At 59.9% G+C, this 21,597-nt stretch carries 19 protein-coding genes; 12 read left to right on the forward strand and 7 right to left on the reverse strand.

Annotation, left to right across the window (positions count from 1 at the left end):
* Positions 1-283: 283 nt before the first annotated feature.
* The 3 genes from DQN55_RS11580 to DQN55_RS11590 all read right to left on the reverse strand — a co-directional run bounded on the left by DQN55_RS11580 (position 284) and on the right by DQN55_RS11590 (position 2,251).
* Positions 284-481: a PLD nuclease N-terminal domain-containing protein gene (locus DQN55_RS11580; RefSeq protein WP_048379774.1), complete on the reverse strand. Its 198-nt coding sequence runs from the start codon at positions 479-481 to the stop codon at positions 284-286.
* 90 nt (positions 482-571) lie between these two features.
* Positions 572-1,417: a site-specific integrase gene (locus DQN55_RS11585; RefSeq protein WP_048379771.1), complete on the reverse strand. Its 846-nt coding sequence runs from the start codon at positions 1,415-1,417 to the stop codon at positions 572-574.
* A 201-nt stretch (positions 1,418-1,618) separates the two neighbouring features.
* Complete coding sequence (locus DQN55_RS11590) at positions 1,619-2,251, reverse strand: LysE family translocator (protein WP_048379769.1); 633 nt, start codon at positions 2,249-2,251, stop codon at positions 1,619-1,621.
* Positions 2,252-2,398: 147 nt separating this feature from the next.
* Between DQN55_RS11590 and DQN55_RS11595 the strand changes: the two genes are divergently transcribed.
* Complete coding sequence (locus DQN55_RS11595) at positions 2,399-3,790, forward strand: aminotransferase-like domain-containing protein (RefSeq protein ID WP_048379767.1); 1,392 nt, start codon at positions 2,399-2,401, stop codon at positions 3,788-3,790.
* On the opposite strand, the gene DQN55_RS11600 is transcribed toward DQN55_RS11595, so the two are convergent.
* Together DQN55_RS11600 and DQN55_RS11605 are read right to left on the reverse strand one after the other, a co-directional pair.
* Positions 3,787-4,422: a response regulator transcription factor gene (locus DQN55_RS11600; RefSeq protein WP_048379765.1), complete on the reverse strand. Its 636-nt coding sequence runs from the start codon at positions 4,420-4,422 to the stop codon at positions 3,787-3,789. The two genes, DQN55_RS11595 and DQN55_RS11600, sit on opposite strands and share 4 nt — an antisense overlap.
* A 3-nt stretch (positions 4,423-4,425) precedes the next feature.
* A complete protein-coding gene (locus tag DQN55_RS11605; RefSeq protein WP_048379763.1) occupies positions 4,426-6,237 on the reverse strand; it encodes a PAS domain-containing sensor histidine kinase in 1,812 nt (603 codons plus the stop codon).
* Positions 6,238-6,416: 179 nt separating this feature from the next.
* On the opposite strand from DQN55_RS11605, the gene DQN55_RS11610 reads away from it, so the two are divergent.
* Positions 6,417-8,039, forward strand: coding sequence for an acyl-CoA synthetase (locus tag DQN55_RS11610; RefSeq protein WP_048380635.1), 1,623 nt, complete (start codon positions 6,417-6,419; stop codon positions 8,037-8,039).
* Positions 8,040-8,086: 47 nt separating this feature from the next.
* Positions 8,087-9,859 (forward strand): acyl-CoA dehydrogenase C-terminal domain-containing protein, encoded by a 1,773-nt coding sequence (locus DQN55_RS11615; protein ID WP_048379761.1) that lies wholly within the window; start codon positions 8,087-8,089, stop codon positions 9,857-9,859.
* Positions 9,860-9,924: 65 nt separating this feature from the next.
* Here DQN55_RS11615 and DQN55_RS11620 read toward each other — a convergent pair whose 3' ends face one another.
* The gene (locus DQN55_RS11620) at positions 9,925-10,221 is read right to left on the reverse strand and encodes a putative quinol monooxygenase (RefSeq protein ID WP_048379759.1); all 297 of its coding nucleotides are present in this window, start codon (positions 10,219-10,221) and stop codon (positions 9,925-9,927) included.
* Positions 10,222-10,247: 26 nt separating this feature from the next.
* Positions 10,248-10,484 carry a YdcH family protein gene (locus DQN55_RS11625; protein WP_048379757.1) on the reverse strand — a complete coding sequence of 79 codons (237 nt, stop codon included), beginning with the start codon at positions 10,482-10,484 and terminating at the stop codon, positions 10,248-10,250.
* A 539-nt stretch (positions 10,485-11,023) separates the two neighbouring features.
* Between DQN55_RS11625 and bcsE the strand changes: the two genes are divergently transcribed.
* From bcsE to DQN55_RS22620, 9 genes are read left to right on the forward strand one after another with little or no spacing between them, the layout of a single operon-like run.
* Positions 11,024-12,577 carry a cellulose biosynthesis protein BcsE gene (gene bcsE / locus DQN55_RS11630; RefSeq protein WP_231995571.1) on the forward strand — a complete coding sequence of 518 codons (1,554 nt, stop codon included), beginning with the start codon at positions 11,024-11,026 and terminating at the stop codon, positions 12,575-12,577.
* The gene (gene bcsF / locus DQN55_RS11635) at positions 12,574-12,774 is read left to right on the forward strand and encodes a cellulose biosynthesis protein BcsF (RefSeq protein WP_048379756.1); all 201 of its coding nucleotides are present in this window, start codon (positions 12,574-12,576) and stop codon (positions 12,772-12,774) included. The genes bcsE and bcsF overlap by 4 nt, the downstream gene beginning before the upstream one ends.
* Positions 12,761-14,404, forward strand: a complete 1,644-nt coding sequence (gene bcsG / locus DQN55_RS11640; RefSeq protein WP_048379754.1) for a cellulose biosynthesis protein BcsG — start codon at positions 12,761-12,763, stop codon at positions 14,402-14,404. Before bcsF ends, bcsG begins: the two co-directional genes overlap by 14 nt.
* Positions 14,374-14,613, forward strand: a complete 240-nt coding sequence (bcsR, locus tag DQN55_RS11645; protein WP_048379751.1) for a cellulose biosynthesis protein BcsR — start codon at positions 14,374-14,376, stop codon at positions 14,611-14,613. The genes bcsG and bcsR overlap by 31 nt, the downstream gene beginning before the upstream one ends.
* Positions 14,610-15,329, forward strand: a complete 720-nt coding sequence (gene bcsQ, locus DQN55_RS11650) for a cellulose biosynthesis protein BcsQ (protein ID WP_048379748.1) — start codon at positions 14,610-14,612, stop codon at positions 15,327-15,329. The genes bcsR and bcsQ overlap by 4 nt, the downstream gene beginning before the upstream one ends.
* Positions 15,326-17,929 (forward strand): UDP-forming cellulose synthase catalytic subunit, encoded by a 2,604-nt coding sequence (gene bcsA / locus DQN55_RS11655; protein WP_053070900.1) that lies wholly within the window; start codon positions 15,326-15,328, stop codon positions 17,927-17,929. The genes bcsQ and bcsA overlap by 4 nt, the downstream gene beginning before the upstream one ends.
* Positions 17,926-20,247 (forward strand): cellulose biosynthesis cyclic di-GMP-binding regulatory protein BcsB, encoded by a 2,322-nt coding sequence (gene bcsB / locus DQN55_RS11660; protein WP_048379746.1) that lies wholly within the window; start codon positions 17,926-17,928, stop codon positions 20,245-20,247. The genes bcsA and bcsB overlap by 4 nt, the downstream gene beginning before the upstream one ends.
* 4 nt (positions 20,248-20,251) lie before the next feature.
* A complete protein-coding gene (bcsZ, locus tag DQN55_RS11665) occupies positions 20,252-21,364 on the forward strand; it encodes a cellulose synthase complex periplasmic endoglucanase BcsZ (protein WP_048379744.1) in 1,113 nt (370 codons plus the stop codon).
* Positions 21,352-21,591 carry a hypothetical protein gene (locus tag DQN55_RS22620; protein ID WP_408634575.1) on the forward strand — a complete coding sequence of 80 codons (240 nt, stop codon included), beginning with the start codon at positions 21,352-21,354 and terminating at the stop codon, positions 21,589-21,591. The genes bcsZ and DQN55_RS22620 overlap by 13 nt, the downstream gene beginning before the upstream one ends.
* Positions 21,592-21,597 lie beyond the last annotated feature (6 nt).

Here is a 21,597-nt window from a genome sequence, read left to right on the forward strand (position 1 = left end):
CGATCAAGCGAAGCGTGGCAACTGGTAGGTAGCCGCGACTGGGAGGTTCCAGGAGGGTGTTCATACAAACCTTTAGTAGATTGGGGATGCAATCCTACTTCGATTTTTACCCGGCTAAACAAGGATAGTTATTACAAGGTTTTACATCCACAAGGCCCCCTGCGATGAATAGGCGCTTCGGCCAGCGGTCATGCCCGTGACCGCCACACCCGGGCGACGATCACTGCTGGGGCCTGTCATGAATACCTGGGAACTGCTTGCCCCGCACAAGCGGGGCACTGGATCACGAGGTTTGAGTCTCGGGCTTGGGGCCTGCCACCCACCACGCCAGCATGCCGAACAGCGGCGCGAATATGATCACCGCCATCCACATGCAACGACTGTTCTTCGACGCACCGCTCCTGAGGACACTGCGGATGGCCCAGAATTCGGCCAGCAACAGAATGACTGCGAGTGCGATCCAGATGTATTCGGTTTGCATGCTTCACCTCCAAAGTTGTAAAGCTTTAGGTGAGGTCATGGCGTGAGGGTTCAGTAAGTTTTGACCGGTAACCCGCCGGGCAGACACCGATCACAATATAAAACGATCAGTTGCATTGCGCCGCTCGTTGTCATCACGCATGTCATAGCTGACGGTGGTGGCGATGTTGGCGTGGTGCGCCAGCTTTTGTGCAATCGACACGTCGTACTCCTCGATCACCCGCGTAATGAACGAGCGCCGGAAGTCGTGGGGCATGATATTGACTCCGACCTGCTTGCCCCGCTGTTTGGCGATGTAGTAAATCGCATGCTTGGTGATGCGCTCACGGGTGATGTGATTGCCGCGGCGGATGCGATTGAACAAGAAGTCGTCATCGCTGACCCCTTGCGGGAGATTATCCCGGCGGAAGGTCAGCCACGCTTCGAGCTTCTCAAAGGCCCAGGCCGGGGCAAACTTGATCAGCTCCTTGTTGCCCTTGCCCAGCACTTGCAAGCTGCGTTCTGCAACATTGACCTGGCTCAGGTCCATGTTCACCGATTCGGACTTGCGCATCCCGGAGCCATACAGGATGGCAATGATCGCAGCATCTCTGAGCCCCTGCGGCCGCGGGTCTGCGGCACAGACATCCATCAGTTCCCGAATCAGGGTGCGGCGCAGGTTGCGGCCCTTGGAAAGGCGCGTCCCGCCGCCCGCCTTCACCGCACGGATTTTCAGCAGGTGATCCTGGGTGATCAGGCTTTGCTGCCAGGCCTGATTCATCACACCGCGAATGGCGTTCACATACAACGATGAGGTGTTGGGGGCGTAACCGTCAGTGCGCAGCGTAGCCACCAGGGCCGTGATATGCCCCGGCTGCAGTTCGTGCCAGGGAAACTCATCGATCGCCACATCTTCGACGCCCAGTCGATCCGCTGCATCCTGGAGTACGTAGCGCATGGTCTGACGGCTTGAGGGCGCAAGTCGCTCAAGATAGAGCGCAACAGGTGCCTGGACCTGATGTAGCTGGACAGTTGAAGGCTGCGGGGCGACGGAGTGATGACTCGACAAAACCAATCTCGATACGGGCAGAAACAGGTCTCAATATAACCTATGACAGCCTGTTTCCCGTGCACTTAAAGCGTTTTGACTGAACCCCGATCAAAATCCCCGCGCCAGCATCAACGCGACGCCCAGCAACATCACCGCTGTGGCCCTGCGCAATAACACCTGGCGGGCCGGGCTTTGCAGGACGCGGCGAATGCGCTGGCCGAAATAGCAGTAGAGGCAGCCACTGACAAATTGCAACAACAGAAAGGCCAGTCCCAGCAGCGCCACATCCAGCGTCCGGGTATCCCCACCCTGCCCGGCAAACTGTGGAAACACCGCGCTGAACATGACGATGGTTTTCGGGTTGGAAAAACCGGTCAGCAAGCCTTTGCCAAAACGCCCCTTGAAACTGTCCTGGACTGCGGTAGCAGGGTTATCAAGCGCCAGACCCGGGCTGGTCCACTGCCGGTAGGCCAGGTACAGCAGGTAAGCCACGCCGATGTACTGAATGGCCCGGCTGATCAGTGGATTGCCCTTCACCAGCTCAGCGAAACCGACAGCAAAAATCAGGATCGAAACCAGGTACGCCACGCTCGCGCCGAGTTGTACAGGCATCGAGCGCTTCAGACCCTCCTGCATGCCCAGCCCCATCAACAACAGGGTCATGGGGCCTGGACTAAAGGTCATCGTGGCGCAGAACAGCAAAAAGTAAGTAAACGAAGCAAGTGTCAGTTGGGTGGTCATGGCGCGCCGTACATCCTGATCTGATCGCTCGAACACACGCGAGCGGTCACGCAGTCTAGCCAGCAGGTCTCAGCCTTGGCAGATCAAGCACACACCGACTTGACCGACCTTTACTGGTAGCATGACCGGTCAAGTACGAGGTCCTGCATGCACATACCCACCCTGCTGTTCCAGCCTGGCAAATCCAAGGTTCAACAGATTGTCGAATGCTTGAACGATGCTATCGACCAAGGCCTGCTGGGCCCCGGCAGCAAACTGCCCTCCGCCCGGGAAATGACGCAGGCCTGGGGCGTGAGCAAATTCACCTTGATTGAAGCGCTGGACCGCCTGCGCGGACAAAATCGCATCACCTCGAGCCAGGGCCTTGGCTACTTTGTCGCGGCCAGGCCGGTGCAGCCGCAGACCACCGGACTTGACCTGCTGCCGCAAGACCTGACCAGCATCTTGCGCCGTTCACTGATTGGCGCCAGCGGTGGCATGCGACCAGGTGGCGGGCATTTGCCTGAAAGCTGGCTGGAGTCCAGTTCCATGCGCGCCAGCGTGCGTCAAATTGCCGGCTCTGCCGCCTTGCAACTGACGGGTTATGGCGACCCGAGCGGTTACTTGCCCTTGCGCCAGGCCCTGCAACACAAGCTGGCAGGGCAAGGCATCGAAGTACCCGTGGAGCAGATCATCACCACCGCCAATACCGTGCATGCCCTGGACATGCTTCTGCGGTTGCGTCTGCGACCCGGGGATTGCGTGCTGCTCGATGCCCCCTGTTACTTCAACTTTCACGCCAATCTGGCATTACATGGTGCCCGTGTAGTCACCCTTGAGCGCAGCGCACAAGGGCTCGACCTGCAAGCGCTGGAACAGTTGCTGATTGCACAGCGCCCGTGCCTGTACGTAACCACCAGCCTGCTGCACAACCCGACCGGGCACTCGTTCACCCCAAGCCAGGCCTACGGGCTGCTGGAGCTGCTCAAGCGCCATGACTGCCACATCATCGAAGATGACCTCTATGGCGACTTGCACCCCAATCCGCCTCCGCGCCTCGCAGCCCTGGCCGGTACAGAACAGGTGACATACCTCAGCGGTTTCTCCAAAACCCTGAGTGCCAATCTGCGCCTGAGCTTTGTGGTCGCTGCACCGCAAGTGGCGGCCAACCTCACGCAAATGAAGCTGATGTGCGGTGGCATTACCTCGCAAATGCTTGAACAGGTGGTCACCTCGATGCTCAACGATGGCAGTTATCACAAGCACCGCAAACGGGTGATGCAAGGCCTGCAGGCCGCCGGTCCGCGAGTGGCCGAATGGTTGCAGGGGCTGGGGTTCGAGTTGAGTGGCCCCTATCAGGGCGGGTTGTTTATCTGGGCCACGCTGCCCCCGGGGTTTGATGCAGAGGAGCTGGCTCGCAAAGCGCTGACCCGGGATGTGGTACTCGCCCCCGGCAGCCTGTTCGGCTTTGAGCCGGCGCTGCGGCAGTCGCTGCGCTTTAACGTGGCCTACACCGACAACCCACAGGTCATGGCTGCTGTAGAGGCCTTGCTCGCCTAACCCAGGTTGAGCGGATCGACAAGCCCTGCAGCGATTGCCATGCCCACCAGATCCGGCAAGTGCCGGGCCTGCATGCGGGTCATGACCCGGGCCCGGTACAGGTCGATGGTCTTGGGGCTTACCCCCAAAAGCTCAGCCATTTCACGGGTGGTGTAGCCCTTGACCAGCGGCAAGAGCACGTCCCGCTCGCGGGGTGTCAGGCTGTGCAGGCGCGCGTCAAGCTCGGCGTGCTCCTGACCTGCAGACTGCCGGGCGTTACCGCCGCTCAGCGCCTGCTGCACGCTGTCGAGCAGTAACTGCTGGTTGTAGGGTTTTTCGATAAAGTCATAGGCACCCGTCTTGAAGGCGCGAACCACGATAGGCACATCGGCATGCCCGCTGACAAAAATCACCGGCATGGTGATGCCGCGCTCGCGCAAAGCCTGCTGCACATTCAGCCCGCCCATGCCCGGCATGCGGATATCCAGCACCACGCAGGCACTGCGTACCGGATCGCAGGCTTCCAGAAACGCCTGCCCGCTGGTGAATGGCTGCGCAGCCAGCCCCACAGATTCCAGCAGCCAGACGGTCGAGTCGAGCATGCCCTGATCGTCGTCGACCACATACACCACTGGTTGCATCGGGATTGCCATGGGTTAGAGACCTTCTTCCTGTGAGTTGAGTGAAATCATCAGCGGCAAGCTGCAGCACATCAACAAGCCGCCGGACTGTGGGCAGGCCTCGAGTTCGCCGCCAAAGCCTTCGATGATACTGCGGCTCATCGACAACCCCAGCCCCAGCCCTTGCGGTTTGCTGGTGTAAAACGGCGTGAAGAGTTGCTCAAGCTGGTCGGCACTGACGCCGGGGCCTTGATCCTGCACGCGGATCTGCAACCTGCCAGTGGCGAGTGGCTGGACCTGCAATGCAATACGCGAAGGTTGCCCGGGATGTTGCTCAGCGTTGGCGTCAATGGCATTGCGCAACAGGTTGAGCAACACCTGCTCTAGCAATACCCGATCGGCATACACCCGGGGCAGGTTTTCCGGCCATTGCAGGTCAATGCTGACCTGCTGCTCACGCGCCTCCCAGGCACACAGGTTCACGGCCTGGCGTGCCACCGCGCTGACATCCAGCGCTTGCAGATGACGGCGCCCCTTGCGCAGAAAACCACGCAGGCGCTTGATCACTTCCGAGGCATGGTTGGCATGCAGGTTAATCCTCGCCAACCCCTGGGCAACCCGCTCGACAGCGTCGGGATTACTGCCCAGAGTTTGCAAATAACGCTGACTGGCATTGGCGTAATTCACCACGGCTGCCAGCGGCTGATTGATTTCATGAGCAATTCCCGAGGCCAGCTCACCCAGGGTGACCAGCCGCGCTGTATGGGCCATTTCATCCTGATGATGACGCTGCTCGGCTTCACGTAACTCGCGCTCACGCATGTCACGGACCACCAGCGAGAAAAACCGTTCGCCTGCGGTGGAACGATGCGCCAGCAGCAGTAATGACACCGGTACGGAGGGCTCGCCGTTCAAGGGTTGCAGGCGCGTCTCGGTGGTCCACAGGCCTTCTTGTTCCGCGTGGCGCCAGCCGATGGTTTCCAGGCGAGCCAGGTCATGTGAATTCAAAAACGCCGCCAGCGCGGGCATGACGGCCGTCGCCGGTACCCCGAGCATGCGCCGGGCCGCCGGATTCAGGTAAGACACACCTCCTTCCGGGTCGATAAACAACACGGGATCCGGATTGGCCTCCACCACTTCGGCCAGGCGCCGCTTGTTCTCTTCGGCCTGAACCCGTGCGGTGATGTCACGCGACACGCTGATCACCTCGACCACTGCCCCGGTGTAGGTTTCACGGATCGCCCGGCTGGCCGTCTCAAACCACAGGTAATGCCCGGCCTGATGGCGAATGCGGTAAGTCATGGTGTGATAACCGTCGAGCTCCAGCGCATCCCGGGCCTGGCGCATCACGCAGGCCAGATCATTGCGATGGAACAGACGTTGCGCCAGGGTGCCGCGCAGCGCTTCGGGCCAATACCCGAGAAGGGTCCAGGAGGCCGGGGACGCATCCAGAAAGCGCCCGTCAGGGGTGTGCCGCGAGATCAGATCCGTGGTGTTTTCGGTGATCAATCGATATAGACGCCGGGCTCTGACCGCCTCGCGCTCTGCCAGCAGTTCAGCACTTGCCTCACGCCCGCGAGCCACGACGCATTGATTGTCCAGGTCAGGGATCAATGTCCAGAGCCATACCTGATCGTTGTAGTGAGCTTCCACCTGCTCAATCGCCCGAGCCTGTTGCAGACACGCGCGTACCAGCGCCGACAAATTGCCCGGCAGCCATGCGCGGACACTGCTCAAGGGCCCGCCGGCCAGCAGGCGGGAAAAGGCAGGATTGGCCCCCCGCGGCGATGCGTCTGCGCCCAGCACAACAGACGGTTGAGGGTCGTGAGTCATCAGGGAAACAGGCATACGCGTTCCTGGCGGGTGAACAAAGCATTGAGATATAGAACATATACTATATTGCTTAGGTATTACTTCCATATCAAACCCGGAGTGGGCTATAAATCAGACCGGACATCAAACTGCCCGTTCACCCCAGGTAGAACAGGCAGCCATAGAGCTAACAATCAGCCACCGGAATGACCATCATGTCGATTTTTGAGCAAGGCCTGGAGCCTTCTGCTGTCAACCATATTGCCCTTTCCCCCTTGAGTTTCATCGAGCGCACCGCCAGCGTCTACCCCGACTACCCCGCCGTGATCCACGGCTCCATCCGCCGGACCTGGGCCGAGACCTACAGCCGATGCCGGCGCCTGGCCTGCGCCCTGGCGGGACGCGGCATTGGCAAGAACGATACCGTGGCCGTCATGCTGCCCAATATCCCGGCCATGCTGGAAGCTCATTTTGCGGTGCCGATGATCGGTGCCGTGCTCAACGCCCTGAACGTACGCCTCGATGCCGAGGCGATTGCATTCATGCTGGCCCATGGCGAAGCCAAGGTACTGATCGCCGACCGCGAATTCCATGATGTGGTTCATGCCGCGGTGGCCATGCTTGATCATCCGCCGCTGATCATTGACGTCGATGACCCCGAATACGGCGAAGGCCTTCCTGTCAGCTCACTGGATTATGAAGCGCTACTGGCCGAGGGCGACCCGGAGTTTGACTGGCAATGGCCAGCGGATGAGTGGCAAGCCATTGCCCTCAACTACACCTCGGGCACCACAGGCAACCCCAAAGGCGTGGTCTATCACCATCGCGGGGCTTACCTGAACTCGCTGGGCAACCAGATGGTCTGGGCCATCGGTAACCACCCGGTGTATCTATGGACCTTGCCGATGTTTCACTGCAACGGCTGGTGTTACCCGTGGATCATCACCGCCCTGGCAGGGGTGCACGTGTTTCTGCGTCGGGTGGACCCGCAAAAAATCCTGACCCTGATTCGCGAACACCAGGTGACCCACCTGTGCGGTGCGCCGATTGTGCTCAATGCGCTGGTCAATATGCCGGAATCTGCCAAGGCCGCCATCGATCATCCGGTGCATGCCATGGTCGCCGGTGCGGCGCCTCCGGCCAAAGTGATCGGCGCGGTTGAAGAAATGGGTATCAAGGTCACCCATGTGTACGGCCTTACCGAGGTCTATGGCCCGGTAACCATTTGTGCCTGGCACGACAAATGGAACGATCAACCGCTGGCCGAGCGTGCCCGGATCAAATCCCGCCAGGGCGTGCGCTACCCCACACTGGAAGGCGTCATGGTGGCTGACCCGAAAACCCTGCGCCCTACACCATGGGACGGCGAAACCATGGGCGAGATTTTCATGCGCGGCAACACCGTGATGAAAGGCTACTTGAAGAACCCCAGCGCCACCGCCGAGGCGTTCGAGGGCGGCTGGTTCCATACCGGTGATCTGGCGGTGTGCCACCCCGACGGCTATGTTGAAATACGTGACCGCCTCAAAGACATCATTATTTCCGGCGGCGAGAATATCTCGACCATTGAGGTCGAAGGCGTGCTGTATCGCCACCCCGGCGTCATGGAAGCCGCCGTGGTCGCCCGACCGGATGAAAAGTGGGGCGAAACCCCTTGTGCTTTCGTCACCCTCAAAGCGGATCACCGGCAACTGCGCGAGAGTGAAATCATCGCCTTCTGTCGCGAGCATCTGGCCGGGTTCAAAGTCCCGCGTACGGTGGTGTTCACCGTGCTACCCAAGACCTCGACGGGCAAGGTTCAGAAATACGTGCTGCGCGACATGGCCAAGGCCCTGTAAATCATCGCGCACGATCCATGCACCTATAACAACAATGAGGTTTTGTGATGCCTGAATTCAATGCACCGCTGCGCGACATGCGTTTTGTACTGCACGAAGTGTTTGAAGCGCCAGCCCTGTGGGCGCGCTTGCCCGCCCTGGCCGGTCAGGTGGACGCCGACACCGCCGATGCGATTCTCGAAGAAGCCGCCAAAGTCACCGGCCAGCTGCTTGCACCGCTCAACCGCAGTGGCGACGAGGAAGGCGCGCAGTGGGAGGCCGGAAACGTCAGTACGCCCCGGGGCTTCAAGTCCGCCTATGACACGTACATTCAGGGCGGCTGGGTAGGCCTGTCGGGCAACCCCGAATTTGGCGGACTGGGCATGCCCAAGATGCTGGCCGTGCAGTTTGAAGAAATGCTCTATGCCGCCAACTCCAGCTTCGCACTGTATTCGGCATTGACGTCCGGTGCCTGCCTGGCCATTGATGCCCACGCCAGCGAAGCACTCAAAAACACCTTCCTGCCGCCCATGTATGAAGGACGCTGGGCCGGATCCATGTGCTTGACCGAAGCCCATTCCGGCACCGATCTGGGGTTGATCCGTACCCGGGCCGAACCCCGGGCAGATGGCAGTTTCAGCATCAGCGGCAGCAAAATGTTCATTACCGGCGGCGAGCAGGACCTGACCGAGAACATCATTCATCTGGTGCTGGCCAAATTGCCCGATGCACCCGCCGGACCACGGGGCATTTCATTGTTTCTGGTGCCGAAAATCCAGGTCAATGCCGATGGTTCGCTAGGTGCAAGCAATGCCGTGAGCTGTGGTTCGATTGAGCACAAGATGGGGATAAAGGCTTCAGCCACCTGCGTGATGAACTTCGATGGCGCTTGCGGCTGGCTGATTGGCGAGCCGAACAAAGGGCTGGCGGCAATGTTCACTATGATGAACTACGAGCGCTTGTCGATCGGCATCCAGGGTATCGGCAGCGCCGAGACCTCCTACCAGAATGCCCGTACCTATGCGCGCGAACGCCTGCAAAGTCGTGCGCCGACCGGCGCGGTCGCCATCGACAAGGTCGCTGACCCAATCATTGTTCATCCCGATGTGCGCCGCATGCTACTGAGCATGAAAGCCATGACCGAAGGCGGCCGGGCCTTCGCCAGCTTCGTCGGCCAGCAACTGGACCTGGCCAAGTTCTCCACCGACGCGCATGAACAACAAACCGCCAGCGAGCTGGTCGCCCTGCTCACCCCTGTGGCCAAGGCGTTCTTCACCGACACCGGCTTTGACAGCTGCGTACTGGGCCAACAAGTGTTCGGGGGCCATGGATACATCCGGGAGTGGGGACAGGAACAGTGGGTGCGGGATGTGCGGATTGCCCAGATCTATGAAGGCACCAACGGAATCCAGGCGCTGGATTTGCTGGGGCGCAAGGTCATCGCCAACCGCGGCGTGGCCTTGCGTCTATTCACATCCCAGATCCGCGCCTTTGCCGCCGAACCTGGCAAACCTTATGCCGGTGAACTGCTGAATGCCGTACAGCGTCTTGAAGACGTGAGTGACTGGCTGCAAGGGCAGGCGCGCCTCAACCCCAACGAGATCGGTGCCGCGTCAGTCGAATACCTGCATCTGTTTGGTTATGTCGCCTACGCATGGCTGTGGGCACGCATGGCCGATGTCGCGCAAGATTCGCTGAACGCCGATCCTGACTTTTACCGCGCCAAGCTGGCAACGGCGCAGTTCTACTTCAGCCGTCTGCTACCGCGCACATTGAGCCTGGAACAATCGATCCGGGCCGGCAGTGAATCGCTGTACGGTCTTGAAACCGCCAGTTTTTAGACGCTGAAACAAATGCGGCGGCCTGTTCAGGGCCGCCGCGTCATGCTGCACGGTTTAATTGACGCTCAAATGCTGACTTCATCCAGCAGCAATACTTCACGGTGCGCCAGCAGTTCGCCAACGGCCTGAACCATCGTCACATAGTGTGCAGTGGTCTTGTGCTGCTCTATGGCCTCCATGTCCGCCCAGCCTTCGATAAATACAAAGCGCTCAGGGTCGGTACGATCCACGTGCAAGTCGTAGAACAGGCAACCGGCTTCAGCGCGTGATCCCGGGACACAGGCACGCAAGGCCTGTTCGACGGTATGCCCGTGACCTGGCTTGGCACGCAACGTGGCGACAATTTTGATGACGTTGGACATTTCAACTTCCTGAATCTTGCGGTGACTTAAACGCTCAAGCGTTGCGCGATTTTATCTTTGATCTGAAGCCGCTGCTCCTTGAGCTTGCGCAACACATCATCTGAAACACCGATAGCGTCATTCGCCTCAGCCTCAACCACTTCGGCATCCTTCTCGTTGTACTGCACAAATAGCTTGTCGAGATGAGGATCTGCGCTACGAGACTGGCTGACAGCTTCCTTAGTGAGACCCAAATCCTGTAACAAGTCGTGCTTAACGGGCATATCTGCACCTCATTCGTTAGGGTGAAGGGTCAGACTCCGAGGACGAGTCCGATCGGGGTACGCATGTCACACGTACACCCTACTAACCAATAGCATGCATTGGGTCACTCAGAAACCCATGCGTGAAGTTTACTCATCCACCCTCTTCTCTCCGGGCCGATTTAATCCCTGTTTATTGAATAAACAGGCTGTTAAACAGCTGAATCGTTACCGCCTCAATAGGCATGTCAATTTAATGACCTCAATCATGTATATGATATTTTTTTGACATTTCCAGCTCAAAATCATGGGCTGCCGGCATTTCCCGGTGATAGTATGTACAAATTCCGACATCCTTTTTACAAGCAGCTACGCTAATCGCAATCTGTCCGGATGCTAAACCTAAAGGATTCAGGTTAAGGCCAGCTGCACATCAAATTCAGCGTCACATTATTGACGCCATAAAAAGCTGCTGCCGCAAGGCAATACTCGATGCGTGCCAAGCGAACTTTTTTGCCTGCCCGTCTTTAGCGCCTGACCACATCAATTTCCCGGGGGGGATGTATCGCTTGGCTCATATCAGCTTGGGTATCCAGGGATTGCTGGATCAACAGATTGCATTACGTACGGGCGGGATTTTTTGGGTAACGATCGATCAATCGGCCGATGCACGTCTGCTCGTCAGGCAGTTTCTTGAAGCCATACCCGAACACGTACCCGCCACACTGGTCTGTGGTGCTGGCTCTGTGCAGCCTCTCATCAGCGATCTTGCCCCTGATCGTGGCCCCGACAAGCTCAGGTTGTTCGAGATCGCCCCAAAGGTCATCGAACAGGGGCTGGCGACACTGCCGCGAGATCTGGCCCGGACAGGCATTGAACAGGGCTGCCAGATAGCACTGGTGGCCCCCTCGAATAGCTGGGCCGACACTGTATCCGTCAGCCACTTGCAACGCTGGTGCGAACGCCTGCGCCCATGGTTGAAGGCTCGCGATGCAACATTGCTGGTGATCGCCCACGGCGAAGCCTCCCCATTGCATGCCAGCCTGTTGCAACTCAACGAAACCCTGTCCGGCTTGAGCCGGCTGTATCGCCACAATGGCGACATTCGTTACCAGCTGCACTTCTGGCACAACGCTATGGGTGTCAGCGCCGGCCAGGAGTTCAAACTGTCGATTCAGGACAAGACCCTGACCCTGATTCCGCAAACGGCTGTCGACACCCAGCCTCGCGTGGCCGACGACCAGCATGTCTACCTGGCTGAACGCGCCGTGCTGGAGGGCACGCCCTCGCTGTCCAGGCACTGGTACCTGTTTGAAAGTCGTGAAGCGTTGCTTGAACAAGCCCGGACTGCACGCGCGGCGACCATCATCGTGGGTATAGACAATAGCCACCAATTACTCGAACTGGCGCAGCAACTGCACGACTTGCGAGAGCGCTGTGGACCTGCACTGAAAATTGTCGTGCGCGAAATGGAGCCCGCCGTGCGCTATCGCGATGAGCGTCTGCTGCTCGCCTGCGGCGCCAATATCATTGTTCCCGACGGCACTCTGCTCTCGCGGTTTCTGAGCCTGATCGAGAGCGTCCAGGGTCAGCGTTGGCAACATACCCGCAACAGCGACTTCGCCACGCTGCTCGAACGCCAGCGCCCGCCGCAGATCCGTGGCCTGGTCAATCCCCGCGAGTTCTATGAGACCGTCGAACAGATCTATGCCGACAGCCTGGGTGAAGTCACCCACCAGTTGGTCAAGTTCCAGCCCGTACAGGGCCTGGACGAAGACGTGTTCCTGAACCAGATGTGCCTTCGACGCTTTGGCGACATCGCGTGCCTGCTGAACGGCGACTTGTACCTGTTCCTGTTCGCCTGCCGCGCCGATGGTCTGGACCCTGCCCTGGGCAATATCTGTCGCCTGCCCTGGCATGATCTGTTTGTTGAGCGACAGGTGCTGAGCGGTATCGCCGACCTGTCCGAAGACGCCCTCATGCAAGCTCCGCCGGGGGCTGCACATTGGCATATTCCCGTCGAGAGCTTCGTCACTCCCTCCCCCGGGAGCAACAGCCGCACACCGCTCAAACCTCAACCCATCACTTTACCCCTGCGTGAGCCACAGCCATGACGTTCCTGGAACTGATCGATGTCATCGTTTTGACTGGCGTCGTCACCGTACTGTTAACGCTGTTCTGGCAGCGCATACGGGCGTTTGTGAAAAGCCATCTGGAGCAATACCTGTCGCCCCGGTATCTGAAATCCTGCGGCGTGCGACGCCGTGCGCCTGCCAGTCCTTCATTGAGAGCGCCTGATGAGTCTGTTTAAGCCCGCCTCACCGGCCTACAAAATTGCCGGTGCCTGGCAAGGCCTGGGCGCCTGGAACCTGTATTTTCTGGGCAAGTTCCTGCTGACCTGGACCGGCCACCTGAATTTCCAGGTACTGCCCAACCTGATCTTCGCCGTGGCGCTGCTGATTCCTCTCGGGCGTCCCGTCTGGTCCCGCCTTCGCACGCTGATCGCCATCCCTGTGGCGGTCGCGCTGTTGTACCAGGACACCTGGTTCCCGCCATTCAGCCGCTTGCTGGCACAGCCGGGGGTGCTGGATTTCTCGTTCGACTACGTGGTTGAACTGCTGGGGCGTTTCATCGACTGGCAAGTGTGCGCCTTGCTGCTGTTGTTAATTGTTGGCTATGCCTTCGTCAATCAATGGCTGCGCCTGACCACACTCACCGTTGTCGGTTTTGCCTGGCTCAGCATGGGCAACCTGCAATGGCTGCTGCCACCGGCAGCGGCCCCGCTGGTGGCCGGCACTCAAACCGGCGCGGTGACACAAGGCAATGCCGGTGAGCCGGACGACGCCACCCTCAATAGCTACCTTGAAACTTTTTACAAAACAGAGGCGCAACGTCAAGTCGAATTCAAGACGGCAGCTGTCACACCGCCACCCTTTGACTTGCTGGTGATCAACATCTGCTCCATGGCCTGGGATGACCTGGATGCCGTGGGCTTGCGTGAAAACTCGCTGTTCAGCCAGATGGACGTGATCTTCGACAACTTCAACTCGGCCACGGCTTACAGCGGCCCGGCGGCCATCCGCCTGTTGCGCGCCAGCTGTGGCCAGACAGCCCACACACAGTTGTACAAGCCGGCGCCGGATCAGTGCTTCCTGTTTGACGACCTGCGCAAACTGGGCTTTTCGGACGAGCTAATGCTCAACCACACCGGCGAGTTCGATGGCTTCCTCCAGGAAGTCCGTGATCAGGGCCAGTTGCCACCGCCTGCACTGGGCGTTGTGCCTTCGGCCCTGCCACGCACCTATGTGGGCTTTGACGGTTCACCGATCTGGCGCGACCGCGACGTGCTGAGCAAGTGGTGGCAACACCGCCTGAGCGAAGACAAGCCCAACATGGCGCTGTTCTATAACACCACCAGCCTGCATGACGGCAATCGCCAGGTGCAGCGCGATGGCGGCACCAAACCGGCTGATTACAGCAGCCGGGCGCAGGTGCTGCTCGATGACCTCAACGCCTTCATCAAGGAACTGGAAAAGAGTGGCCGCCGAGTGGTCGTGGCGATCGTGCCCGAGCATGGCGCTGCACTGCACGGTGACCGGATGCAGATTTCCGGCATGCGTGAAATCCCGAGCGAGTCCATCACCCATGTCCCGGTGGGCATCAAGCTGATCAACATGGGCGGCAACGGCCAGGCAGCACCGGTGCATATCACCCAGCCCAGCAGCTATCTGGCTGTCGCAGAAATCATTGCGCGGCTGTATGCCGACCCGGCCTTGAGCGATGGCCAGAGCATGGATTGGTCGAAGCTGCTGACGGATCTGCCGCAAACACAAAAAGTTTCGGAGAACTCCGGAACCGTCGTGCTCGACTACAACGGCAAGCCTTACGTGCGAATCAAGGAGGACGGTGGATGGCTACCTTACCCACAGCGTTTCAAATAAGTGCCGATATCCTTTCGCGCAATGAGCGGGCCGATGACATCGCACGACTCAAGTCGATGATGGATTTACCCGAACTCGGGTACGTCGATGTCTCGGCACACATGGAGCTGTTACAGGCCTTTGAGCGCTGGCCGCTACTGGCGCACCTCAAGATGCAGTCGCGCCCGCCTCGGCCCGACGCGCAACAAAGCCTTGAGGAAGCCCCATGATTGCGTTGAGTCTGCGGGGGGTACGCGGCGGTGTGGGAACCAGTTCAACCCTGGCCGGCCTGGCCTTTGCCCTGCATGCACTGGGTCAAAGAGTGCTGGTAGTCGACATGTGCCCGGAGAACGCCCTGGGCCTGCATTTCAATCTGGATTTTGCGCAACACGCGGGCTGGGCCCGCGCGACCCTCGATCAACAACCCTGGCATCAATCGGCCTGGAGCATCGAATCGGGACTGTGCGTGCTGCCTTACGGTGAACTACATGCCCATGAGCAAGACCGGCTTGATGCGCTGCTGCTGACACAGCCGCAGCTGTGGAGCCAGCGTCAGGTGGCGCTGACCGAGGGGTTTGACTGGATACTGTTTGACCTGCCGCAACGCTTGCCCGGCCACGCCGCAAACCCGCGATGCGACTTTTCCATCACGGTGGTGAACGCGGATGCTGCTTGTCATGTGTTGCTGCAGCGCCAACCTGAACCGATGCCGCTGCTGATCAATCGCTACGACGTCGCCTGCCAGTTGCAACGGGATCTGGTGCTGATCTGGCAACATCGCTATGCGCAAACGCTGGTCCCCATCAGCCTGCATGCCGACGAAGCCATGAACGAAGCCCTGGCCCGACGCGAGCCCGTGGGCCGCTATGCACCGGGCAGCCTGATTGCCCAGGATGTCATCAGCCTTGCCAGCTGGTGCCTGCTGCGCGGCAGGAGGCCTGAATGAGCGAGCGCTGGTTCCCTTATACGTATTTGCGACGCGAGCAGAACTGCACCCGCTTTACGGCTTTCATCCTGGCAGTGATTCAAGCCCTGGGCTGGGTATGCCTGCGCCTCGAGTCACCCAACTGGAAAGCCTTGCGTGCACAGCGGCGACGCTTGTATCCGCACCTGATCGACAAGCGTCCGACCATCGGCGACCCTCTGCGCTATGTGATCCAGACCGTCTGGCTACTGCTGGTCCGTCCGATCGAGGCTGATCCGACCCGCCGTTTGCGCAGGCGCCGACGCCTGCGCAGCCATGTGCAGGCCATGCTCAATGTGGTGCTGCGCCCGTGGGAGTTGCTGTCCAACTCCTTCGAGCACTTGCCCGCCGCCATCGGCCCGCAGGTCACCCAGGGTTCACGCTGGTGGAGCGCGGTGCAATGGCCTCTGCGCAAGGTCCTGTACATCGCCATCGGCGTGCTGGCCGCCGTGCTGATTTTCATCTGCGTGACCGAGCCGTTCGGCTATCTTGCACAGTTGGTGTTCGTGGTGCTGTTGTGGGCCATAGCAATGCTGGTCCGGCGCATGCCGGGGCGTTTTCCGACCTTGCTGCTGATCGCCCTGTCGGTCATCGTCTCGTGCCGTTATCTGTGGTGGCGCTACACCTCAACCCTGAACTGGAACAACACCCTGGATCTGGTCTGCGGCCTGATTTTGCTGCTGGCCGAGACGTATTCCTGGATGGTGCTGATCCTGGGTTATATCCAGACCTCCTGGCCATTGAACCGGCGTCCGGCCCAACTCCCCGCCGATACCCGCGAATGGCCGGTGGTCGACCTGCTGATTCCGACGTACAACGAGGAGCTCTCGGTAACCCGGGGCACGGTCTACGCTGCGCTGGGCATCGACTGGCCGAAAGACAAGCTGCGCATCCATTTGCTCGATGATGGCAACCGCCCCAGCTTCAAGACGTTCGCCGAGGAAGTGGGCATCAACTACATCGCCCGCACCGACAACCGCCACGCCAAGGCCGGCAACCTCAACCATGCGCTTACATTGATTGACGGCGACCTGGTGGCGATTTTTGACTGCGACCACATGCCCGCGCGTTCTTTCCTGCAGTTGACAGTGGGCTGGTTCCTGCGTGACCCGAAGCTGGCCCTGGTGCAAACGCCGCACCATTTTCTGTCGCCGGACCCTTTCGAGCGCAATCTGGGTACCTTCCGCAATCGACCCAACGAAGGCGAGCTGTTCTACGGCCTGGTGCAGGACGGTAACGATATGTGGAACGCGGCGTTCTTCTGCGGCTCATGCGCCATCGTACGACGCAGCGCCATTGACGAAATTGGCGGGTTTGCCGTCGAAACCGTCACCGAGGACGCCCACACGGCACTGCGCTTGCACCGCAATGGCTGGAACTCGGCGTACCTGCGCATCCCGCAGGCCGCGGGCCTCGCCACGGAAAGCCTTTCTGCGCATATCGGCCAGCGCATCCGCTGGGCACGCGGCATGGTGCAGATCTTCCGCACCGACAACCCGTTGCTGGGCAAGGGACTGACCATCTTTCAACGCATTTGCTACACCAACGCCATGATGCACTTTCTGGTGGGACTGCCTCGCCTGGTGTTCCTCACGGCGCCGCTGGCCTTCCTGCTGCTGCACGCTTACATCATCTATGCCCCGGCCGTGATGATTCTGCTGTACGTGTTGCCGCACATGATCCATGCCAGCCTGACCAACTCACGGATGCAAGGCGCCTACCGCCAGACATTCTGGGGCGAAGTGTATGAAACGGTACTGGCCTGGTACATCGCGCGCCCGACCACAGTGGCGCTGTTCAGCCCGTCACGGGGCAAATTCAACGTGACGGCCAAAGGCGGCATGATGGAAGAAAACCAGTTCGACTGGCAGACAGCCAAACCGTACCTGGTGTTGTCGGTGCTCAATGTGCTCGGACTGGGTTTTGCTGTCTGGCGAATATTTACCGGGCCCAAGGATGAAATCATCACCATTCTGGTCAGCGTGCTATGGGTGATTTACAACCTGCTGATCATCGGTGCAGCCGTGGCGGTCGCGGCGGAAGTGCGCCAGGTTCGCCACACTCATCGCGTGCAGACCCGCTTGCCCGGCGCCATCAAATTGGCCAACGGGCACAGCTACCCCTGTGAACTGGTGGATTACTCCGATGGCGGGGTTGGCCTGCAAGTCAGCCAGGCGCTGCAGCTCTCCGTGGGGACACCGGTGTCGCTGATTCTCCAGCGCGGCACCCGCGAGTTTGTGTTCCCAGGGATCCTGACACGCTCCAATGAGCTGTTCATGGGCCTGAGCTTTGCCCAGTTGCCGCCAGAACAAAAAATCGAATTCGTTCAATGCACCTTCGGTCGCGCCGATGCCTGGCTCGACCATAACAGCGGGTTCGAAGCCGACAAACCGATCCAGAGCCTGAAGGAAATTCTCGCGCTGGGGGTCAAGGGCTATTACCGCCTTTACGAATACTTGCCTGAATGGATACGCCAGATAGCGCATCCGATCGTTAGCGTCTTTCAGTGGCTGGGCAGCTATTTGCCGCGCATGCCCAAAGCGTCCACCCCTCTTATCTCCCGGCCAGTGAGCAAGTCATGAGTCGTTCATCGAAAAACAAAATATTCGCCAGCCTTGCGCTGATGACCTTCGCTTCACAGCTGATGTCGGCTCCGTTGCCTTTACCGGGCAGCACGTCTGCGCCACTGCCAAAACCTGCCCTTGAGCAAACGGAACAGGCACTGCCCAGCTGGCCGGTGAATTACACGTTCAAACAACTGGGGCGCGACTCAGACACCCTGCTGCTGGGCATCAACAACACTGAGCAAGTGGAGTTCAATCTGCGTCGCGACCGGATCGCCAGTGATGCCAGCCTGCAACTGTCGTATACCGCCTCGCCTTCGCTGACCCCGACCCTCTCTCATCTACGGGTTTACCTCAATGATGTGCTGATGGGGGTGCTGCCCATCGAAAAAGACCAACTGGGGCGGACCACCACGCAAAAACTGGCGCTTGATCCACGGCTGATTTCTGACTTCAACCGGGTTCGCCTGGAATTTATCGGGCATTACACCGATATCTGCGAAGACCCGGCCAACAGCACGTTGTGGGTCAATATCAGCCGCTCCAGCGGAATTACCGTGCAAGAGCAAGCCTTGAGCCTGCAAAACGACCTGGCGTTTTTCCCGCTGCCGTTTTTTGACCCGCGCAACAGCGGCAAGCTGGAGCTGCCGTTCGTGTTCGCCGCCAACCCGACCCTGGGAGAACAAAAAGCCGCGGCGATCCTGGCCTCGTACTTCGGCAGCCAGGCCAACTGGCGCGGAGCGAACTTCCCGGTGCTGTTCGATACCCTGCCGGCCGTGCAAAGCAAAGAAGCGATCCAGCCAACGGTGGTGTTCGCGACCAACGATCACCGTCCGGCCTTTATGAGCGACCTGGAGAAATTCCCCGCCGTGACTGCGCCCCTGGTCGAGATGATCGACCATCCGGATGCGCCTTACAGCAAGATCCTGCTGGTGATGGGCCGCAACGATGAAGACCTCGCCGTCGCAGCCAAGGCCCTTGCCCTGGGTGGACATCTGTTGCGTGGCTCGCGGGCAACCATCGACAAGGTTGAAACACTGCAACCGCGCAAGCCCTACGATGCCCCGGCCTGGATGCGCACCGATCGCCCCGTGCGCTTTGCCGAGCTGATCGCCTACCCGCAGCAACTGCAGGTCAATGGCTTGCAACCACGTCCGATCATCCTCGACGTGAACCTGCCGCCCGACCTGTTTGTCTGGCGCAACCAGGGCATTCCGCTGCGCACCCAGTTTCGCTACACCGCCCCGTCGAGCAACGATGATTCCCGCCTGAACATCAGCCTCAACGACCAGTTCATGACCAGCCTGCCCTTGCTGCGCAAGGACACCAGCAGCCTGGAAGAACTGCGGCTCGCGGTGCTGTCCAACGACTCGGCAAACGCCAATGACAAACTGATCGTGCCCTCGCTGAAAATTGGCGACCGCAACCGTCTGCGCTTTGACTTCAACTTTGCCAGCACCCTGAGCAGTGCCCAGCGCGATCGCTGCCAGACCATTCTGCCGGCCAACACCCAGGCGATCATTGACGAAGACTCCACCATTGATCTTTCCGGCTATCACCACTACATCAGCATGCCCGACCTCAAGGCCTTTGCCCGCAGCGGTTTCCCGTTCAGCCGCATGGCCGACATGTCCGAATCCATCGTGGTGGTACCCGGCAAAAGCTCCCCGACTCAAATCAGCACCTTGCTCGAAGCGGTCGCCGGTATTTCCGCCCGCTCCGGCTATCCGGCCTTCGGCCTGCGCTTGAGCGACGACTGGAAAACCGCCTCGCAAGAAGATGCCGACCTGCTGTTGCTGGGAGAGATGGCACCTGAGCTGCGCGACAACCCTGACCTCAGCGTCCTGTTGCAACGCCAGCGCGACATGTTGGTACAGCCCGTGGGCACTACCCGCATCGATGCCAACAATCGCCGCGGCCCGTCTGCTGATGGCCGCAACCTGCCGGCCAACCGTGTCGAAGTGACCGCTCAGGCTCCGATTGCCGCTATCGTCGGCATGCAGTCCCCCACCCATAATCAGCGCAGCATCGTGGCCCTGCTGGGCAATGACGATGCCGACTACAGCCTGCTGCGCGAAACGCTGGGCGACAGTGGCAAGCTGGAAGCGATTGCAGGCTCCGTGGCCTTGATTCGCAGCAGCGGTGTCTACAGCCAGCTGGTGGGCGATCAGTACTTCGTGGGCAACCTGCCGTGGTACTTGCTGTTGTGGTACCAACTATCAGAGCACCCGGTCCTGCTGGCCGTGCTGGCTGTGATCAGCGTCCTGCTGACTGCGTTCCTGCTGTGGCGTGCCTTGAGCTGGGCAGCCAATCGTCGTCTGCACAAGGATGACTGACGCCATGCGACGCCTTGCAGCACTGACCTTGTCCTTGTCCCTTGGCAGCCTCCCCTTGCTGGCGAGCGCTGCCACCTGCAGCTGGCCCGCCTGGGACAGCTACAAGCAGGCAATGATGAGTGACGACGGGCGCATCATCGATCGCTCATCGCCAAAGCTGATCACCACTTCGGAGGGGCAGAGCTACGGACTGTTCTTTGCGCTGCTGGGCAATGACAAGCAAAGCTTCGCGCGGATTCTCGACTGGACCCGCAACAACCTGGCCGAAGGCAACCTTGAAGCGCATTTGCCCGCCTGGCTCTGGGGCCGTTCCGAATCGGGCAAATGGCAGGTGCTTGACACCAACAACGCCACCGACGCAGACCTGTGGATTGCCTACAGCCTGCTCGAGGCCGGACGGCTCTGGCAACAGCCGGCGTATCTGGCACTGGGCCAAAACATGCTCTGGCGCAGTGCCGCGCAAAGCCTGCGCAAATTGCCCGGGCTGGGCCTGATGCTGTTGCCCGGCGATGTCGGGTTCGACAGCCCTGAAGGCTGGCGCTTGAACCCCAGCTACCTGCCGCCTCAACTGCTGGCGCGTTTTGCCGGGATTTCACCGGTCTGGGCTGAACTGGCGGCCAACCAGCAGCGCGTGTTGATCGAAGGTTCACCCAAAGGCTTTGCCCCTGACTGGCTGCTCTGGAAGTCCGCATCTGGCTGGGCCCCCGACACCCAGGACGGTAGCGCCGGAGACTATGACGCGATTCGTGTCTACCTGTGGGTTGGCATGTTGGCCAAAGAGGCGGTCAACGCCCAGTCGCTGCAGAAGCACTTTGCGCCGATGGTCAGCCTCACCCAGACCCTGGGCCATCCGCCAGAAACCGTGGATGCACTGACCGGGAAGTACAGCGGCACCGGGCCTGCGGGCTTCTCCGCAGCCATGCTGCCATTGCTCGCCAGTGCCGATTCACCCGCACTCGCCGTCCAGCAGGCGCGCGTGCAGCAGGAACCGCCTGCGGCCGATGCTTATTACAACCAGTCCCTGCTGCTGTTCGGCAAAGGCTGGGCTGACCAACGCTATCGCTTTGACAAGGATGGGCAACTGCTACCGGCGTGGGCAAACACATGCAAAAACTAACGACATGGGCATTTTTGCTCGGCGGTTTGTCCTCGACGGCCATCGCACAACCCGTCAACGTGCAGGAGCAGCAACAGTGGCTGCTGGAGCAGGTGCGCATCGGTGAGGCCTTGTACCGCGAAGACCTGGTACGTGACTCGCTGGCACGCTTGCAGCTGATCGCACCGAATAACCCGCAAGCCCTCGCCGCATCGATTCGTCAGGCGTTACTGGAAAAAAAAACCTGAACTGGC

The sequence above is a fragment of the Pseudomonas taetrolens genome, assembly GCF_900475285.1.
Classification (GTDB): Bacteria; Pseudomonadota; Gammaproteobacteria; order Pseudomonadales; family Pseudomonadaceae; genus Aquipseudomonas; species Aquipseudomonas taetrolens.